The 18761-nt window shown below is 45.0% G+C and carries 16 protein-coding genes and 2 tRNA genes; 9 read left to right on the top strand and 9 right to left on the bottom strand.

Going from position 1 to position 18761, the window contains the following annotated elements; all coding sequences use genetic code 11:
- Window positions 1-406: 406 nt before the first annotated feature.
- From BW716_RS17165 to BW716_RS17155, 3 genes are all read right to left on the bottom strand, one after another.
- A tRNA-Ala gene (locus BW716_RS17165) sits at window positions 407-480 on the bottom strand.
- Window positions 481-557: 77 nt separating this feature from the next.
- A complete protein-coding gene (locus BW716_RS17160; protein WP_083724158.1) occupies window positions 558-2480 on the bottom strand; it encodes a gamma-glutamyltransferase family protein in 1923 nt (640 codons plus the stop codon).
- Between the two features lie 128 nt (window positions 2481-2608).
- Window positions 2609-2968: a SnoaL-like domain-containing protein gene (locus tag BW716_RS17155; RefSeq protein WP_083724156.1), complete on the bottom strand. Its 360-nt coding sequence runs from the start codon at window positions 2966-2968 to the stop codon at window positions 2609-2611.
- A 183-nt stretch (window positions 2969-3151) separates the two neighbouring features.
- Between BW716_RS17155 and BW716_RS17150 the strand changes: the two genes are divergently transcribed.
- The 8 genes from BW716_RS17150 (at window position 3152) to BW716_RS17115 (ending at window position 10691) form a co-directional block, all read left to right on the top strand.
- Entirely contained in the window at window positions 3152-4156 is a 1005-nt protein-coding gene (locus BW716_RS17150; protein ID WP_083724154.1) for a helix-turn-helix domain-containing protein, read from the top strand.
- A gap of 28 nt (window positions 4157-4184) precedes the next feature.
- Window positions 4185-5357 carry a M20 family metallopeptidase gene (locus tag BW716_RS17145; protein WP_083724152.1) on the top strand — a complete coding sequence of 391 codons (1173 nt, stop codon included), beginning with the start codon at window positions 4185-4187 and terminating at the stop codon, window positions 5355-5357.
- 64 nt (window positions 5358-5421) lie between these two features.
- Window positions 5422-6606, top strand: a complete 1185-nt coding sequence (locus tag BW716_RS17140) for an MFS transporter (RefSeq protein WP_220388779.1) — start codon at window positions 5422-5424, stop codon at window positions 6604-6606.
- Window positions 6607-6706: 100 nt separating this feature from the next.
- Window positions 6707-6788 (top strand) — tRNA-Leu (locus tag BW716_RS17135).
- A gap of 174 nt (window positions 6789-6962) precedes the next feature.
- Window positions 6963-8345 carry a trigger factor gene (gene tig, locus BW716_RS17130; protein WP_083724150.1) on the top strand — a complete coding sequence of 461 codons (1383 nt, stop codon included), beginning with the start codon at window positions 6963-6965 and terminating at the stop codon, window positions 8343-8345.
- Window positions 8335-9045: an ATP-dependent Clp endopeptidase proteolytic subunit ClpP gene (gene clpP / locus BW716_RS17125; protein WP_083724148.1), complete on the top strand. Its 711-nt coding sequence runs from the start codon at window positions 8335-8337 to the stop codon at window positions 9043-9045. Before tig ends, clpP begins: the two co-directional genes overlap by 11 nt.
- Before the next feature lie 131 nt (window positions 9046-9176).
- Window positions 9177-10412: an ATP-dependent Clp protease ATP-binding subunit ClpX gene (gene clpX / locus BW716_RS17120; RefSeq protein ID WP_083724146.1), complete on the top strand. Its 1236-nt coding sequence runs from the start codon at window positions 9177-9179 to the stop codon at window positions 10410-10412.
- A 75-nt stretch (window positions 10413-10487) separates the two neighbouring features.
- Window positions 10488-10691, top strand: a complete 204-nt coding sequence (locus BW716_RS17115; protein ID WP_083724144.1) for a hypothetical protein — start codon at window positions 10488-10490, stop codon at window positions 10689-10691.
- Window positions 10692-10988: 297 nt separating this feature from the next.
- Here BW716_RS17115 and BW716_RS17110 read toward each other — a convergent pair whose 3' ends face one another.
- The 6 genes from BW716_RS17110 to BW716_RS17085 form a co-directional block, all read right to left on the bottom strand.
- The gene (locus BW716_RS17110) at window positions 10989-12614 is read right to left on the bottom strand and encodes an NADP-dependent glyceraldehyde-3-phosphate dehydrogenase (protein WP_083724142.1); all 1626 of its coding nucleotides are present in this window, start codon (window positions 12612-12614) and stop codon (window positions 10989-10991) included.
- Between the two features lie 106 nt (window positions 12615-12720).
- The gene (locus BW716_RS17105; protein ID WP_083724140.1) at window positions 12721-13860 is read right to left on the bottom strand and encodes an acyl-CoA dehydrogenase family protein; all 1140 of its coding nucleotides are present in this window, start codon (window positions 13858-13860) and stop codon (window positions 12721-12723) included.
- Window positions 13857-14498 (bottom strand): helix-hairpin-helix domain-containing protein, encoded by a 642-nt coding sequence (locus BW716_RS17100; RefSeq protein WP_083724138.1) that lies wholly within the window; start codon window positions 14496-14498, stop codon window positions 13857-13859. Before BW716_RS17100 ends, BW716_RS17105 begins: the two co-directional genes overlap by 4 nt.
- Before the next feature lie 28 nt (window positions 14499-14526).
- Entirely contained in the window at window positions 14527-15291 is a 765-nt protein-coding gene (locus BW716_RS17095) for an MBL fold metallo-hydrolase (protein ID WP_083724136.1), read from the bottom strand.
- The gene (locus BW716_RS17090) at window positions 15288-15620 is read right to left on the bottom strand and encodes a hypothetical protein (RefSeq protein WP_083724134.1); all 333 of its coding nucleotides are present in this window, start codon (window positions 15618-15620) and stop codon (window positions 15288-15290) included. The genes BW716_RS17095 and BW716_RS17090 overlap by 4 nt, the downstream gene beginning before the upstream one ends.
- Window positions 15621-15635: 15 nt before the next feature.
- Complete coding sequence (locus BW716_RS17085) at window positions 15636-17189, bottom strand: response regulator (RefSeq protein ID WP_083724132.1); 1554 nt, start codon at window positions 17187-17189, stop codon at window positions 15636-15638.
- 266 nt (window positions 17190-17455) lie between these two features.
- Here BW716_RS17085 and BW716_RS17080 point away from each other — a divergent pair, with 266 nt between their 5' ends.
- Window positions 17456-18709: an HD domain-containing protein gene (locus BW716_RS17080; RefSeq protein WP_235643759.1), complete on the top strand. Its 1254-nt coding sequence runs from the start codon at window positions 17456-17458 to the stop codon at window positions 18707-18709.
- Window positions 18710-18761: the final 52 nt, after the last annotated feature.

Raw genomic sequence — 18761 nt, 5'->3', positions numbered from 1 at the left:
CCCTTCCCTTCAATATGTTGGAAAGGAACGGTTTACGTTGAAGTTGTTTAAACTTTTAATTTTCTACAGAACAAGGTTATAAAAGCGAGCCACTGTAATCCTAACCATGTGAATGTTTTTATTTCATAGCGTGAATTCCTTATACCTGGTTGGTGTATCATCAAACTGGTTCTTCTTTATGTCTGTCTGGATTTGCCGGGCAAGTTCAATATTATCTTCAGAGTAGGTAAATAAAGGGATACGTTTACCATCGTGTTTGAAGCGAATTCTTAGCTTACCCCATCATCTAAAAATGAAAAAGTTGCAGATTTTTTTCCGTTCCATTTTCCCATCCAATTTTTAAAAACGGGCTGGATTGTTGAAATGAAAAAACTCTACAACTAACTAATAATCAGGTATATTTCTGTGGAGAATACCGGAGTCGAACCGGTGACCTCTTGCATGCCATGCAAGCGCTCTAGCCAACTGAGCTAATTCCCCTGCAATCGAGGTTGCAAATGTAAAATATTTCTGGAATTTGCCAACTTTTTTTTGCGATTGCCTGCATGGCTGGAAATTTACCAGCCAATGCCATAATCCTCCCCATGGTTGCTGCTACCACCCCATAAACTACCATGTTCCCTATCAAGGAAAATAGCATTTACCGGACCACTGGTACGCTCACCGTAAGTAGGCTTGTAACCCATGTTGATCAGGGTCGCACGCACACTGTCAGGTGTGTTTTTATTCAACAGGATCTCTCCCGGATGAGGGATACGATCTTTTGCCTGGGTACCACCCAGGGATAACCATAACTGGTTCGTATTGATATTCGCAGCTTCAGTAGCCTGCTGTACCGTCATACCAAATTCCACTATATCGAGGAAGAACTGTAACAGGTTCTGATCCTGGGTATCGCCACCCTGTACTGCGAAGGAAAGAAATGGTTTACCATCTTTCAGCGCTAAACTAGGTGTTAAAGTAACGCGGGGTCGCTTGCCGGGAGCGACCACATTGAAAGGGCATACCGCAGAATCCAACACAAATGATTGCATACGCTGACTCATACCTACACCTGTATGACCTGCAATGCAAGCCGGTGTCCAGCCACCACTAGGGGTTACAGACACTACCCAGCCTTCTTCGTCAGCGGCTTCCACACTGGTAGTACCTCTCCATAATCTGTCCATATAAGTGCTATCATTCATCGCCATCATCTGATCAGTAACAGGTGAATTCAGGATGGCAGCAGCATCGTGTTTAGGCAGGAAACCTTTGTTCAGATTGATAGATGTATCAGAGAGGGCATTGTGCACATTCAGTAAATCTGTGAATGGATTCTTTTTCCCCTCATACACATATGGATCACCTGGCCCTAACTTAGGTTCGTTCTGTGATGGATTGATCAGTTTCGCCCTGTCTTTTGCATAGGCTTTACTCAGCAAACCATCCATTGGTAGTTTAGGAGAAAAAGCAGGATCACCATAGTAGAAATCACGATCTGCAAAGGCAAGACTCATGGTTTGGTATACGGTGTTGATGTATTGGGAAGAGTTGTAACCCATGCTTTTCAGGTCGAAATTTTCCAGGATGTTCAGGCTTTGCAACATAGCAGGGCCCTGAGTCCAGGCTTGTAATTTGTATACTTCTATACCTCGGTAATTTACATGTAAAGGTTCTTCTTCTACAGGCTTCCATTTTGCCAGATCATTCATGGTGATGAGACCACCCTGTTCCTGGCAACCTCTTACAAATTCCTTTGCAATATCCCCCTTGTAGAAACGGTCGTAAGCAGCCATGATCGCTTCCTTACGGCTTTTATGATTGCGCAGTGCTTCCTGTTCTGCTTCTACCATTTTGGTAAGCGTAGCCAATAGATCTTTTTGTACAAAGATCTCACCTGCATCGGGTGCTTCTCTCTTTTCACCAGGATGTGTAAGGAAAACAGCTTTGCTGTATGGCCAGCCCTTGATCCTTTCTTTTGCACGCTCAATGCTGTTGGCAGTCTGTGCTTCGATCGGGTAACCAGCCGCCATTTCCATGGCTGGTGCCAGTACTTCTTTCAGACTCAGTTTACCATAGTTTGCAAGCATGAGGCAAAGACCTCCGGGAGTACCGGGAGTAACAGCTGCCAGCGGACCATATTCAGGTGGAAAGTTATAGCCTTTGCCTTTGAAGAATTCAGGCGTGGCACCGGTTGGCGCTACACCCAGCGAATTGATGGCAATGACTTTTTTTGTTTTTGGATTGTAGATGAGGGCCTGCGTTTCGCCCCCCCAGCTGAGTACATCCCACATGGTACAGGTAGCAGCCAACATAGCGCAGGCAGCATCTACTGCATTCCCTCCTTTCTGAAATATCATAGACCCAGCGGTAGCAGCCAGTGGCTTGCCGGTGACAGCCATCCAGTGTTTACCGTGCAAAGGTGGTTTTTGTGTTTGCTGTGCCAGCATAGGCGAGGCAACAGCAAAGAGGCATACCAGGAGGTATATTCGTTTCATAAGCAAATGCGATTTAGACAGTAGAATGGAAAGGTAATAAAAGAAAAAAGCCGAACCAATCGCTTTTATACCTGCGGTATAAAAGCGATTGGTTCGGCGCAGTGGCTTGGAGCCGGCTGAAAAATTACTTAGAAGAAAAACTGTTCAGATACAACCTTTCCATCTTTCACTTCATACACACAAATCTCTGCCATATTCATTCTTCCCTGTCCTTTCATATCCACATCCATATCCATAGAAAAAGAAATAGCATTCGCTACTACCAATGGTTCAGACACCTTGATGCTATGCACCGCGTCTAATCCATCCATGAAAAATTTAATCTTTTTCAGTAACGCTGGCAAACCTTTAGTTTCCTTTGCAAAGTTAGGTGTAGAATAAGGTTCAATGCTTACCGCATTCTCGGCATACAGTTCAGTCTGAGCTTTCTCGAATTCTCCTTTAGCGCAATACGCCACCAGTTTCTGGGCGATCTCTTGTGTAGTCATAACGATTGGGGTTTGGTTTTCGTGTAAAGCTAAGATAAGCATATTACCATAGTATTAAATGACCCGCCCGGCAGTGCTGCTACATAACAAGCTATGAGTATGCAATGCCCCCGCAGTCATATTCGTTAATTTGCTGATACTAACCCAAACTATTTACTCATAATCACACATTAAACACTATGCATGATGTCCAACCAATATCCCCCTGGGCTGCACTTCGGGATCCCTGAAAAAATGCAGCCGCATATCCGTATATCAACTCATCTGCCGGAGCAATTCAAGCAATATCTGCTATCACCTACCTCGGCGACCACTTATATAGAAGCCCCCTTCGGCAGTTACATTACCCAGGAAATAAAGGGCCCCGACTGGCTGATCAGCTGGCAACAATGTTTTATCCGGGAAAAAGTACGGTTACGGCCTTCTACCCCATCGCCCATGCTGGCCATGTACTGCATCCTGAAAGGTAATATCAGCTGTCGGCTGCAGGGGCAGGGCAAACTAATGCTGATTGAAAAAGAATTCGGCATCTATTACATTCCGTCGCACTCTCAGAATACGGCCGACCTGCGGTCCGGCAATTATGAGATGATCTGTATCTCTTTTTCCCCATCCTTTTTCAGCAGGTTCATTTCCCGGCATCCTTCGTTCGAAGACATCTATCAGCAACAGCAAAAACAGGCGCGCAGAGGTACGACACTGCCCGCCATCAGAATGGAAGCAGCCGATCTGAAAGTACTGGAGGACCTGCGGCAATGCCCCATACAGGAAGAAGAAAAGCTAGCCTACATAGAAGAAAAACTGGAATCACTGCTCACGCTGTATTTCAACGCCCTTACGCCTAAATACCTGCAAAACGGCGAACAGGCAGGCAAACTGAAACAGGTATGCCTGTACATTCAGCATCACTATCACCAACACCTGAACATTGCAGATCTGAGCAGGAAAGCAGATATGCATATCAACACTTTTGAACGGGCTTTCAAAGAGCTATTAGGGGTCAGCCCCAGAGGGTATATCGAACACCTGCGTATGAAAAAAGCAGCCACGCTACTTTCTCAAACTACACTAAGCATCAAGGAAATTAGTTACAATACCGGCTACAGAGGGGCGAACTACTTCACGGCCGTGTTCCGGAAACGGTATCGCTGCTCTCCGAGAGAATATCGTAAAAACCGCTTATCTTGAGAGGATCATCTTAAGAAAAGTGGAATAAATGGACGAGCAATTATCAGCCAGACTTATACAGATCAGAAGACAGATTCATGCCAACCCTGAACTGGGTTATCAGGAAGAAAAAACATCTCTACTGGTAAGGCAGGAGCTTGACAAGCTTGGCATACCATATACTACCGGCGCTGCCCGTGGTACAGGTGTGATTGGCACCCTGCGTAAGGGTGATGGCCCTGTAGTAGCCATCCGTGCTGATATGGATGCCTTGCCTATGCAGGAGGAAACAGGTTTACCCTTTGCCTCACTGACAGCCGGCAAAATGCATTCCTGTGGTCATGACCTGCATACGACTATGCTGATAGGCGCTGCTGCGCTTTTAAAGAATACAGACTTCCAGGGTACTGTCAGGTTCCTGTTCCAACCTTCTGAAGAAGGGCCAAATGGCGATCCTGAAGGTATGACAGGTGCTCACAGAATAGTGGAAGAAGGTTACCTCGATGATGTACAGGCCGCTTTGGGGCTGCATGTAGATCCGTCATTGCCCGTGGGTCAGATCACCTATGCACTGGGCCCTGCACTGGCATGTACCGGATTCTTTAGCATCGAAGTACTGGGCAAAGCTGCACATGCCGGCGCGGCACCTCAACTGGGTGTAGATGCAGTGGCTGTGGCGGCTCAACTGGTGACTTCTGCACAAATGATTGTAGCCAGGCATACTGCTCCTACGGAAACAGCCGTATTGTCCTTCACCAAAATCAATGGTGGCGTAGCCCCGAATGTGATTGCTGACAAAGTAGTGCTGGAAGGAACCATCCGGTCTCTGGACCTGGATACATACAATGACATCATCTGCAGACTCAATAAGATCATTGAAGGATTGATGATAGCCTATGATGCAAAGATCAGATTCGACCTCTACTATAACCTGCCAAGTGTACTGAACGACGGCAATGTACATGGCAAACTTGTACAAAGTCTCGATACCGTATTTGGTGCCGGCAATAGCAGAGAGGTTATACCGCTGCTGGCAGGTGAAGATTTTGCCCACTATTCCAGGAAAGTACCTTCTATGTTTTACCTGCTGGGCGCACAGGATCCGACATGTGGCGGGTATTATCTGCACCATCCCAAAGTGATCTTCAATGAAGGCGCCATTGCCTATGGCGCTAAATTCCTGGCGACAGGGGCGATAAGTTTGTTGGATAATTACAGGTAATTATTGTCTAAATAAATGATGGGCCGGTTGGGTGTTGAATTAGTATAACTAATTTTACCCTGTCATGGAACAAAAGCACCTTGGAAAAGCAGACACCGCGTTTATGGCGGCCTGTACCGGATTGATCGTCGCTAATATATATTATTGTCAACCCCTCATCGTTCTGATCGCCAGAGAATGGGGGCTGAAAGAAAGCGCCGCCGGGCGTGTCACCTACCTCACCCAGATCGGATATGCACTGGGGTTATTACTCCTGGTACCGCTGGGCGATATCCTTGAACGTAAAAAACAGATAATGATCACCACGCTGGTGGCGATAGGCGCCCTATTGCTGGCGGCTACCGCGCAGAACTTCTTTGTATTGCAGGCAGCGAGTCTGCTGATCGGTATTACCTCTGTAGTACCACAATTGATATTACCACTGGCAGCTCACCTGGCGCCGGATCATAAAAGAGGGAGCATCATCGGTGCCATCATGGGTGGTTTGCTGGTAGGCATCCTGGCTTCCCGGTCAGTGAGTGGTACAGTGGGGGCTTTATTTGGCTGGCGGGAGATGTATTATATAGCGGCAGGCATCTGTACCGTGCTGATGGTATTGATGTACTTCCGGTTTCCGGATAGTCAGCCAACCCTGAAGAGTAACTATGGAGAACTGATGCGTACGGTGGTTCATTATGCCCGTACACATCCCCGGCTCAGAGAGGCTTCTGTAATGAACGCCCTTTCCTTTGCGGTGCTGAGCGCCTTCTGGGTGACCATGGTGTTGTTCCTTTCCAATGCTCCTTTTAAATATACCTCGGCACAGATTGGCTTATTTGGCATAGCGGGAGCAGCCGGGGCACTGGCGGCACCACTGGTGGGTAAGATGAGTGATGGCCGTGATCCGGGAAAGAATATTATTATCGGTCTAATACTGGAACTCCTCAGTTTTGGGACATTTTACTTTACAGGGAGCAATATTATATTACTATTAGCCGGAATTGTGTTGGTAGACGTAGGTCATCAATCCATCATGGTAACGAATCAGACCATTATATACGCTTTGAAGCCGGAGGCGAGAAACCGTTTTAATACAGTTTATATGACCAGTACTTTTATTGGTGGGGCGGGCGGTTCTGCGATCGGCTTATGGCTCTGGAACCAAGGGCAGTGGCCGGTAGTATGTGCGGGCTGTACAATAATTATCCTGGTGAATATAGCTTTATTTTATATGTTCAGGCCGACAACAGCCAAAAAGACACTGATTTAAGTGCAGACATTTTTTTTAAATTCATAAAAAACAATACCTTTGCCGTCCTTTCCACAGCATGTCAAGGCAGGGGGAAGTAGTTCTTTACACAATAGTGTATGCGGGTGTGGTGAAATTGGTAGACACGCCAGACTTAGGATCTGGTGCTTCACGGCATGGGGGTTCGAGTCCCTCCACCCGCACTTTTTTTTATACATTTCGGCATACAGCTTATAAAAAATATTGCCATTAAGGCACTAAGTCACTTAGTAACTCCCACATAGCTGCCATTCCTTCGTGCCTTTGTGACTTCATGGCATATTCTTCAATTCAGGAATTATTATTGCTTCATACAAGAACATTTATTAAAATTAATTATGGCAACCGTTACCAGAGAAAACATCGGTTTATTGAATGATAAGATCACTGTGAAAGTGAGCCAGGAAGATTATCTTCCCAATTATGACAAAGCAGTAAAACAGCTTAGCAAAACCGCCAATATACCAGGCTTCCGTAAAGGTATGGTGCCAGCAGGGATGGTGAAAAAAATGCACGGTCCGGCAATCTTCGCGGATGAAATACTGAAAACTGTAGAGAAAGAACTCACAGGCTACCTTCAGAATGAGAAAGTTGAGATCTTCGCTCAGCCACTTTCTCTGGAAAAGGAAGCTAAAAATTTCGATCATAACAATCCTACCGAATATAACTTCGATTTTGAAATTGGCCTGAAACCTGCTTTTGAAGTAACTCCTCTGCAGGAAGGTAAAACTACCCTGAGCCGTTATAAAATTAAAGTGACCAGCGAAATGCTGGACAAAGAGGTTGACAACCTGCTCGAAAGAGGTGGCAAAAACGTAGAAACTGAAAAAGTATCTTCTGAGAATGATTTCCTGACTGTTAAGTTCGAAGAGAGCGATGAAGCAGGTAACGTACTGGAAGGTGGTATTCAGAAAGAAAACGCCATTAAGTTAAAGCAGTTCTCTGCTCCTATCCAGGAACAGCTGAAGGGTAAAGGAAAGGGCGATAGCATCGTATTCTTCCTGGCTACTTCATTTGATGCAGCTGCTTTACACGATATCCTGCACGACCTTGGTTTCCATGGTCATAACGATGCGGATGCACAACGTTACTTCAAACTGACAATCGAGAAAGTTGAAGTAATTGAAAAGAGGGAACTGAATGAAGAATTCTTCAAAGAAGTATTCCCTAAAGATGAAGTAACCACTGAAGAAGCCTTCCGTGAGAAACTGAAATCTGAAATAGAAAAGTACTGGGATTCCGAGAGCCGTAACCACCTGCACAACGAACTGTTCGAGGTGCTGGTACACGAAACTCCTATTGAACTGCCCAAAGAATTTCTGAAGCGCTGGTTGCAGCAGGGTGGCGAAAAGCCAAAGACTGCTGAAGAAGCCGAAAAAGAATATCCTGGATTTGATCATCAGTTACGCTGGACTTTGATCAGCGACAAACTGATCCGCGAAAATAAACTGGACGTCTCCTTGGATGAACTGAAGGAAAGCGCCAAACAGAAAGTAATGGGCTATTTTGGTGGTGCAGCTGCTGCAGATGGTGCAGACTGGCTGGATAGCTACCTGGAACGCCTGCTGCAGGATGAAAAATTCGTAGATCAGACCTATCGTGAGATGGTGACTCAAAAACTGTTTGATTGGGCAGAACAAAAGGTAAATGTGAAGGAAGAGGAAGTAACAGCCGAAGAATTTGCTAAATTACCTAATAAACATCACCATCATGAACATTAATAACGAATTCAGGAAATATGCCATCCAGCATAGAGGGATCAGTAGCCTGGTAGTAGATAGCTATACCCGTCACCAGATCAATGCCTTAACTCCCAACATCATCGAGGAACGCCCGATGAACATGGCGATTATGGACGTGTTTTCCCGTTTGATGATGGACCGCATCATCTTCATGGGCGATCCGGTAAATGACTATGTAGCTAATATTATCACAGCACAGTTGCTGTTCCTCGAATCTACTGACCGTACCCGTGATATACAGATGTATATTAACAGCCCCGGCGGTAGCGTATATGCTGGTTTAGGTATCTATGACACCATGCAGATCATCGCTCCTGATGTAGCCACAATCTGTACAGGTATGGCCGCTTCTTTTGGCGCCGTACTGCTGGTGGCTGGTACTAAAGGCAAACGTACTGCGCTGAAGCACGCTCGTGTAATGATTCACCAGCCTCATGGCGGTGCTGAAGGACAGACCTCAGATATCGAGATCACTGCCCGCGAGTTCGTAAAGCTGAAAAAAGAGCTGAACGAAATCATTGCCGGACACTGCGGACAGCCTGTAAAGAAAGTTGAAAAGGATTCTGATCGTGACTACTGGATGACTGCCGATGAAGCAAAAGAATACGGTATCATCGATGACGTACTCACCAAGAACCCTAGAAAACAACAGCAGCAGGACGGTACTACGCCTCAATAATTAGTTGTAAATTCTATAGAAGCAAAATTTAGAAAGAGAAACCGTGTCTTCACAGCCGGTTTTTCTTTTTAACTTTTGCTTTTCTTTTTAAATGACACCCTTTCCCCCTTTAATTTGTACCTTTGTAAGCTATGAAAGAGTCCAAAATACGTTGTTCATTCTGTAATCGTTCGAAAGATGAAGTGCAGATATTGATAGCTGGTGCAGATGGCCATATTTGTGAGAACTGTGTGGCCAACGCACAGGAGATCATAGAACAGGAATTGTTTCAACAGCAGGGTAAAAAAGCCCCTTCCCACTTCGTTCCAAAAGTGGCCAAACCCCAGGAGATCAAGAAATTCCTTGATGAGTATGTGATCGGACAGGATGATGCAAAAAAAATACTGGCAGTTGCCGTTTATAACCACTATAAAAGGCTAAACCAACAGGTAGGAGATGACGATGTGGAAATCGAGAAATCCAATATCATCATGGTAGGTGAAACCGGTACAGGTAAAACCCTGCTGGCTAAATCTATCGCCCGTCTGCTGAATGTTCCTTTTACTATCGTAGATGCAACCGTGTTTACCGAAGCCGGTTACGTAGGTGAAGATGTGGAAAGCATCCTGACCCGCCTGCTACAGGTATGTAACTATGATGTTGAAGCTGCTGAAAGAGGTATCGTATATATTGACGAGATCGATAAAATCGCACGTAAGAGCGATAACCCTTCCATTACCCGCGATGTGAGTGGTGAAGGCGTACAGCAAGGTCTGCTGAAACTGCTGGAAGGTACCGAAGCACTCGTTCCTCCACAAGGCGGTCGTAAGCACCCTGAGCAGAAACTGATCAAAGTGAACACACAGAATATCCTGTTTATATGCGGTGGTGCATTTGATGGTGTTGATAAGATTATCAGCCGCAGAGTACAGACGCATTCTATCGGGTTCACTGTGAACAAAGAGAGAGAAGAAGAAAACAAGAAGCATATACTCCGTTACATCAACTCTCAGGACTTAAAAGCATTCGGTCTGATTCCTGAATTGCTGGGACGTCTGCCAGTTGTAACTTACTTGAATTCTCTGGATAACGAAGCGCTGAAAGCGATTCTGACAGAACCAAAGAATGCACTTATAAAACAATACAAGAAACTGTTCAAAGTAGAAGGTATTGACCTGGAAATAGAAGATGATGCAGTAGATTATATCGTAGAAAAAGCAATGGAGTACAAACTGGGTGCACGTGGTCTTCGCTCTATCTGTGAAGTAGTACTGAGCGATGCGATGTTTAACCTGCCTTCTTCCAACGAAAGCTCTTTTGTACTGACAAGAGCATATGCAGAAGAGAAGTTAGATAAATCAACACTGGTGCAGCTGAAAGTTGCGTAAGGTGTACATGATATTTTGAAAAGGGCGGACGATGATCGTTCGCCTTTTTTATTACCTTTAATTCAAATAATAAATATGGACCTCTTAAAAGAATTGAAAGAAAGAGCCGGCCTTAGCAACGAACAGGCTATCAAGACCTTTGAGATACTGAAAGAGTACGTTGGTGGAAAGGTGCCCGTATTCCTGGCAGGTACTGTCGAGAAATGGTTTAACGACATCGAAAAGAAAGCCGAAGCAGCTGGCAAAGAAGAAAAAGAAAACGATTTTCTGGAGCACTAAGCAAAAGACATTGGCACAATAAAAAAGGCATCCTCTGAGAGGATGCCTTTTTCTTTTGGTTGCGTAAAAGTTGTTTCGATTGTCTTTTCTTTTTGTAGGAGGTTGATAAATTGGTAAAGAGTGATGAATTAACCCAAATTTAACGTTCTTAATTCAAAAATCCAGCACCTTATTTAGTTTATACTCACTTTTTTATCAAAAAGTTTAGACATCATCAATACATTAAACTTTTAACATATGGCTAAAAACCTTAAAAGTAATATTCTAACTCAAAAATCAACACTAATAGGATCTTGTTTAAAAGATATATTTTGTTGACAAAAAGTTTGAATGCTGCTCACTTACGATCTCATTCAGGAGATTTTTGTTCTCTTCCGTCAGTTTAGTAGCCACCATTGTACGAATAGAGAATGCACGTAAAGCATCCGGAACACTCAATGTTCCTTCAGCAGAATCCTTCCTGCCGGTGAATGGAAAAATATCAGGACCACGCTGACATTGACAGTTCAGATTCACCCGGCTTACCTGGTTTACCAGCGGATCAATCAACGAAGCCAGTTCGTCTGCATCATTGCTGAAAAGACTCACCTGCTGTCCGTGAGAGGATTCAATCAGATAATCGATCGGTGTTTCTATATTGTCAAATGGCAAAATTGGAATGACAGGGCCAAATTGCTCCTCTCTATACAACTTCATTTTATTATTCACAGGGTATAATACCGCCGGGTATACAAATGATTCGAATGTAGTACCGCCATTTTCGTTCATCACCTTCGCACCATTAGCGATAGCATCTTCAATACACTCCTGCAGATAAGCCGGTTTCTGTGGCTCTGGCAGTGGTGTAAGGAATACATCCTTCTCCCATGGCATACCGATTTTCAGTTTGCCTACAGCAGCACTAAACTTTTCAATGAATGCATCCGCTACATCTTTATGAACATAAATGATCTTTATAGCCGTACAGCGCTGCCCATTGAATGAAAGTGAACCCAATACACATTCTTTTACTGCGAGGTCTAAATCAGCCTTTTCTGTGATAATTGCGGCATTCTTTGCATCCAGCCCCAGAATAGCACGCAGGCGGTTTACCTTCGGGTGCATCTTCTTTAGCTGGTTGGCTACTTTACTGCTACCGATCAGGGTGAGTACATTGATCTTGCCAGACTCCATGAGCGGGGCTATGATCACATTTCCACGACCATAAATGGTATTCACCACACCTTTTGGAAAACAGCTTGCAAAAGCTTCCAGCAGAGGATAGTGCAATAACGTACCGTGCTTTGGAGGTTTGAACAGCAGCGTGTTGCCCATGATGAGGGCTGGAATCAGGGTGGTAAAGGTTTCATTCAGCGGGTAGTTGAATGGTCCCATACATAACACAACACCTAATGGTGAGCGGCGTATTTGTCCGATAATACCTTGTTCAATTTCGAAACGGCTGGAATTGCGATCAAGATCTTTCAGTGCATCGATCGTAGCGTTGATGTACTCAATGGTACGATCAAATTCCTTTATGGAATCTGCATACGATTTCCCGATTTCCCACATGATCAGTTTTACAATCTCGTCTTTCTTTGCAATCATCTTGCCGGTGAACTTATCCATGCAGGCAATCCTCTCAGCTACCGGCATGGTAGGCCATTCACCACGACCATCATTGTACGCGAGTACAGCTGCATCGAGCGCTGCAAGGGCTTCTGTTTGTGTGCACAGCGGGTAAGAGCCAATTACTTTTCTTTTGAGGCCTTCTGGAGTCTGGACAGCTACAGGGGAAAGAACGGTGTGGACATCACCGTTCCAGGGTTTCATTTCACCGCCGGAAAGATATTCACGCTGGTGAATCTCCTCCGGTAGCAGGAATTGCGCCGGGATGGCGTCTGCTGTCGGGAACATTTGATGTAAGTGTTCTTCAAAGGTCATGACATAGTAGTTTATATAGATGAAAGATAGTAAATAGGTTATAAAAAAAAGACTGATCGCACTCCGGGAGCGGATCAGTCTATTAGTATGTTTTTAGATAGTTCAATTACTTCAGGGCCTCACGGGCAATGACGAGCTTCTGAATCTCGGAAGTCCCCTCTCCTATAGTACATAATTTCGCATCTCTATAAAACTTCTCTACAGGAAAATCCTTCGTGTATCCATAGCCACCAAATACCTGTACGGCTTCGTTCGCAGTTTTTACTGCCACTTCCGAAGCATAATATTTGGCCATTGCCGCCTGCTGAGTCACCTTTTGTCCTTTGCTCTTACCCGAGGCAGCCTGCATAGTCAGTAGCTCAGCAGCCATAATCTCTGTGGCCATATCAGCCAGTTTAAAAGAGATACCCTGGAAGGTTGCAATAGGTTTATCGAACTGATGCCGTTCCTGTGCATATTTCAGGGCCGCTTCGTAAGCGCCTTTGGCAATGCCTAACGAAAGTGCGGCAATAGAGATACGACCCCCATCCAGTACTTTCATCGACTGGATGAAGCCTTCGCCTTCATTACCCAACATATTGGCAACAGGTATCCGGCAATTATCAAAGATCATTTCGGCGGTTTCCGAGGCACGCATACCCAGTTTGTTTTCCTTTTTACCACCGCTGAAACCGGGTGTACCACGTTCTACTACAAAGGCGGTCATACCATGACTATCTCTTACATCTCCGGTACGGGCTATTACCACTGCCACGTCCCCACTTTTACCATGGGTGATCCAGCATTTGGTGCCATTCAGCACCCATTCGTCACCGTCTTTCTTTGCCACACACTTCATGTTCATGGCATCGGAGCCGGTATTCGGTTCTGTGAGGCCCCAGGCACCGAGCCATTCGCCACTGGCGAGTTTAGGGAGGTAACGTTTCTTTTGTTCTTCAGATCCGAATTGTAAGATATGACCGGTGCAAAGAGAGTTGTGCGCTGCTATACTAAGGCCTATAGCGCCACAGAAGCGACTGATTTCGCTGACGACAGTAACGTATTCAAGATAACTGAGGCCACTGCCGCCATATTCCTGTGGAACTAACACCCCCATTAAGCCTAATTCGCCGAGTTGTTTAAAGAGTGGTGCCGGAAAGGTTTGGGTTTCATCCCATTCCATAACGTTTGGTTGAATGTGCGATTTACCGAAATCCCTGATCACCTGGGTGATCTGCTGCTGCATTTCTGTAGGTTCGAAGTTCATATTGGGGGTTTTTCTGTTTTGATGTAATGTTCAATTTTACGATAAATACTATCATCCACCAATGGTATGCCAAGAAGGTCAGATGGTTGCTGAAAAAGCCCGTTGTTGCTGCGATACAGGACAATTAACCGCGCCAGTTTATACCTTATGTAAGGATGTTGGGCCAAAGTTTGCTCATCTGCGGTGTTGAGGTCCAGTTTTTTTAGTGAAACTGCATTCAATCGCAGGTAAGGTTGAATTTTTTTAAATGTGCTGTCCGGCAGGCCGTAAGTTTCCCTGATCTGGGAAATGGCATAAAAACCGCCGAGTTTCTCTCTAAAGCGGATAATTCGTGCAGCCAGCACAGGTCCTATTCCTTTCAATGACTCCCAGGCTGCGGAATCAGCCTTGTTGATGTCGATGTTGATTACTGATTGCCGGGGACGGGAAAAGGTAATATGCTTTTTAGGTGGAGGCGGGGCTTTTTTCAGAGAGGATTGAAAAGCCGCAATATCTTGTTGAAGTAATGTATCCCTGCTGGTTTGCAGTGGAAAATAGTGCGCGACTATCGCCGGTGTATATATGCTGATAGCAGTGAGAAGCAGCAATGCGATGATGCCTCTTCTTTCAAGCGCGGTGAAGTGCCAGAATGGTTTCATAGGTTAACAAATAAATGGATGGATGAAATTACAATGTCACTTCAAGCCCATCATAGGCCAGTGCCATACCGGCAGGCAGCTCCTGCGAGACTTCGGCATGTAGTCCCATCTGGTGACTGATATGCGTGAAGTATACCTGTGGAATAGCCAGCTCCTGTGCCAGGGCAATCGCCTCATCCAGGGTGAAGTGAGATATGTGTTTCTCCCTGCGCAGGGCATTTACTACCAGTATGCGGGAGCCCACGATTTTTTCTTTTTCTTCAGGTGCGATAAAATTCGCATCTGTAATATACGTGAAGTCACCAAAACGGAAGCCCAATACCGGCATCTTATGATGCATGACATTGATCGGCGTAAACAGCATGCCATTTACAACAAACGGGTCATTACCAATGGTAAGGAGATTCAGCTCCGGAATGCCCGGATATTTATGCTCTGCAAAAGCATAGGCAAATTCACGCATGATGCTTTCCTGTGTGAACGGTGTCGCATAGATATCGATCGCGCGCTGCTGAAAATAATTGAAAGCCCGGATGTCGTCCATCCCTGCTATATGATCTTTATGTGAGTGAGTCACTAATACCGCTTCCAGGTGTTTCACTTCTGCTCTCAGCATCTGGTAGCGGAAGTCTGGTGTTGTATCGATAACGATATTGCCTGCAGGTGTATCAGAAATGAGGATACTGCTGCGCAGACGCTTATCATGCTTATCGGTAGAAGTACATACCCTACAGCCACAAGCTATAACGGGTACGCCCTGAGAGGTGCCTGTTCCTAAAAAAGTTACTTTCAATTCTCTGAAGGTGTTTCTGGTGAAGGAGGAGTGGATTCTTCGTCGGCCGCATCAGCAGCGGTATTCCTGTTTTCCACGATCTGCTTGTATAGCTTCAGGGATTCAGGAGTCAGCACACTTTCATCCAGTTCCATCGAGCCCAGGATATCCAGGAGCGTATTGATACGTCCTTCCAGGTTCAGGAATTTATTAACTACCACGACCTTTTTATGTTCGAGTACACAATAGCCTGAATTAAACGTTCCTTTTTCAAAACGCAACTCATACTTAGCCTCTCCAAAGATTTTTTCAAGGCGGGTCAGGTTATTGGGTGTCACTTTGAAGTTCATGACACAAAAGTAAGATTATTTACTCACCAACCTTGCGACAGGTACGATCACCTCTTCCAGCGAAATACCTCCATGCTGGAAGGTATTGCGGTAGAAGTTGACAAAGTAGTTGTAATTATTCGGATAGCAGAGGTAGCCATCTTCTTTTGCAAAGATATAAGAGGAGTTTACATTGGGTTTGGGCAGACCTGCTTCGCGGGGATCCCTGAAGGCCAGTACTTCCTTGGCGTCATAGTTCAGGTTACGACCATGTTTATAACGCAGGTTGGTAGTGGTTTGCTTATCTCCTATCACTTTTACCGGTGTCTTCACCCTGACATTACCATGGTCAGTCGCAATGATCAGGTTAATCTTTCTGTCTGCCACTTTGCGCAGCGCCTGGTGCAAAGGTGAGTGTTCAAACCAGCTGGCGGTGATAGAACGGTAAGAAGTTTCATCCCCTGCCAGTTCTTTCAGCACCTCCATTTCTGTACGTGCATGGCTCAGCATATCCACAAAGTTGTACACAATTACGTTCAGCGGATAGGCCAGCAGGTTATGTATGCTGTTCACAAGGTGCTGACCATCATTGTGAGTGGTCACCTTGGTGTAGGAAAAACGGGCATCTAATTTCAGGCGTTTGAGCTGATCTGCGAAGAATTCTTCTTCATGCAGGTTCTTCCCTCCATCTTCATCGTCATTTTTCCATTCTTGTGGAAAACGGCTTTCTATATCTATTGGCAACAGACCAGCAAAGATCGCATTGCGGCTATATTGAGTAGAAGTAGGGAGTATACTGTAAAAAGTATCTTCGGTGACCAGCCTGAAGGACTCCAGGAAGATAGGCAGGATCGCCTTCCACTGGTCCAGACGCAGATTGTCTATGATAATGAAGAAGTTCGGCACGTCATTGTCCAGCTGTGGCACCACCTTTTCTTTAAATACGGAGTGCGACATCACAGGAGCTTCCTTCGCTTTCGGAGCCACCCAGCTGGCATAGTTGCGGGAGATGAATTTGGCAAACTCCGTATTGGCCTCCGCCTTTTGGGAGTTTAATACCTCCATCATCTCTGGATTGTTGGTTTTGGCCATTTCCATTTCCCAGTAAACCAGCTTCTTATAAATATCCATCCACTCATTGAAGTCCGGACCTGAGTTCAGGGCCATGAAGAGGGAACGGAAGTCCTGTTGGTAACCGATGGTCGTCTTTTCGGCCACAAGCCTTTTATTATCAATGATTTTCTTCAGAGAAAGGAGTACCTGGTTCGGGTTCACGGGTTTAATAAGGTAGTCGGTGATCTGGGAGCCAATGGCTTCGTCCATCACATTTTCCGCCTCATTTTTGGTGATCATGACCACAGGGATCTGCTGATCGATCTCCTTGATCTTGGCCAGGGTTTCGAGTCCAGTTATACCCGGCATAGACTCATCCAGCAGCACAACATCTACCACCTGTTCCTTCAGAAATTCCAGGGCGTCATAGCCATTGGTCAGGGCAGACACCTTGTATCCCTTGTTTTCAAGGAACATAATTTGCGATTTCAGTGATTCTATTTCGTCATCTACCCAGAGTATATTTATTTGACTCATGCAAGTATTGGTTAGGAGTAAGATAAAATTAGTTTCATGCAGCAACTATTTGGCCAAGGTACCATTCTCTACTGGCAAAAAATATTCCCTATATGCGATGTTGGCACAATAAATTGTTAAATAACAGTTGATTTGCTGTAAGTTGTCCAAATATTATCAATTTTTGCAATAAAAATAGGAAAATCGAGGCAGATATAGGGGAAGGAGGTACGGGTGGCGTCTTATACATTAGAAAAAGTTAAAGATAATAATTCCTTAACGTAGCTTTGCCCAAGCTAAAGGGTAACGGTAAAATGGCAGAACGCAAGAGAAAAATTGTAAATGATCCGGTGTATGGCTTCATCACGATAGATCATCCGCTGATATTTGCCTTAATTTCCCATCCTTACTATCAACGCCTGCGCCGTATTCATCAGATGGCCCTGGCACATCTGGTTTATCCGGGAGCGATGCATACCCGTTTTCATCACAGCATGGGCGCTTATCACCTGATGAGCTGCGCACTGGCAGAGTTGAAAGGGAAAGGGGTAGAAATTACGGACGAAGAGGAGATAGCCGCTAAGATGGCTATTTTGCTGCATGATATAGGTCATGGACCTTATTCTCATGCCCTGGAAAATGGAATTATCGAAGGGGTATCCCACGAAAAGATCAGCCAGTGGCTGATGGAGGAGTTGAATAAGGAGCTGAAAGGAGCCCTGAGCCTGACAATAGAAATCTTCAACGGGCGTTATCATAAAACGTTTCTTCATCAGCTGGTGTCGAGCCAGCTGGATGTAGACAGGATGGATTACCTGAATCGTGACAGCTTTTATACGGGAGTTTCTGAAGGAGTAATTGGTTATGACCGTATTATAAAAATGCTCACTGTGCAACGGAATGAGCTGATGGTGGAGGAGAAGGGAATTTATTCAATAGAAAAGTTTATTGTGGCCCGGCGATTGATGTACTGGCAGGTATACCTGCACAAGACAGTATTAAGTGCAGAAAATATGCTGGTCAAAATACTGAAACGGGCTAAAGAACTGGCACTGAGGGGAGTATCCCTGTTTGCCTCGCCGGCATTGGAATATTTCCTGTACCATACTATTACAGCTGCCAACTTCGAACAGGAACCAGCTTGTCTGCAACAGTTTTGTCTGCTGGATGATTACGATATTTTAAGCGCGATAAAGGTATGGACCACCCATACGGATCCAGTCCTTTCCTTGTTATGTAAATGGTTGACAAACAGGAATTTGTTTAAATGCCTGCTCAGTAATGAGGCTTTTGATACCTCGGCCATAACTTTATTGAAAACACAGGTACAAGAAAGATATGGCATTTCTGGCCATGATCTTGATTACTTTGTCTTCACAGGAACAGCTAGTCTGAGCGCGTACAACATTAATAATGAAAGGATTAACATCCTTTTTAAAGACGGGACCGTCAAGGATATTTCGTCAATCGATAATGCACTGGTTAGTCATACACTGGCTATACCCGTAAAAAAATTCTACATTTGTCATCCAAAAATCTAAGCAACACAGGATTATGAATGATAGATTGTAGATAATGTATAACTAGATGGCT

This window comes from [Flexibacter] sp. ATCC 35208, assembly GCF_001975825.1.
Classification (GTDB): Bacteria; Bacteroidota; Bacteroidia; order Chitinophagales; family Chitinophagaceae; genus Chitinophaga.
The sequence above is the reverse complement of the archived record's forward strand: the minus strand, read 5'-3'. Positions and strand labels throughout refer to the sequence as shown.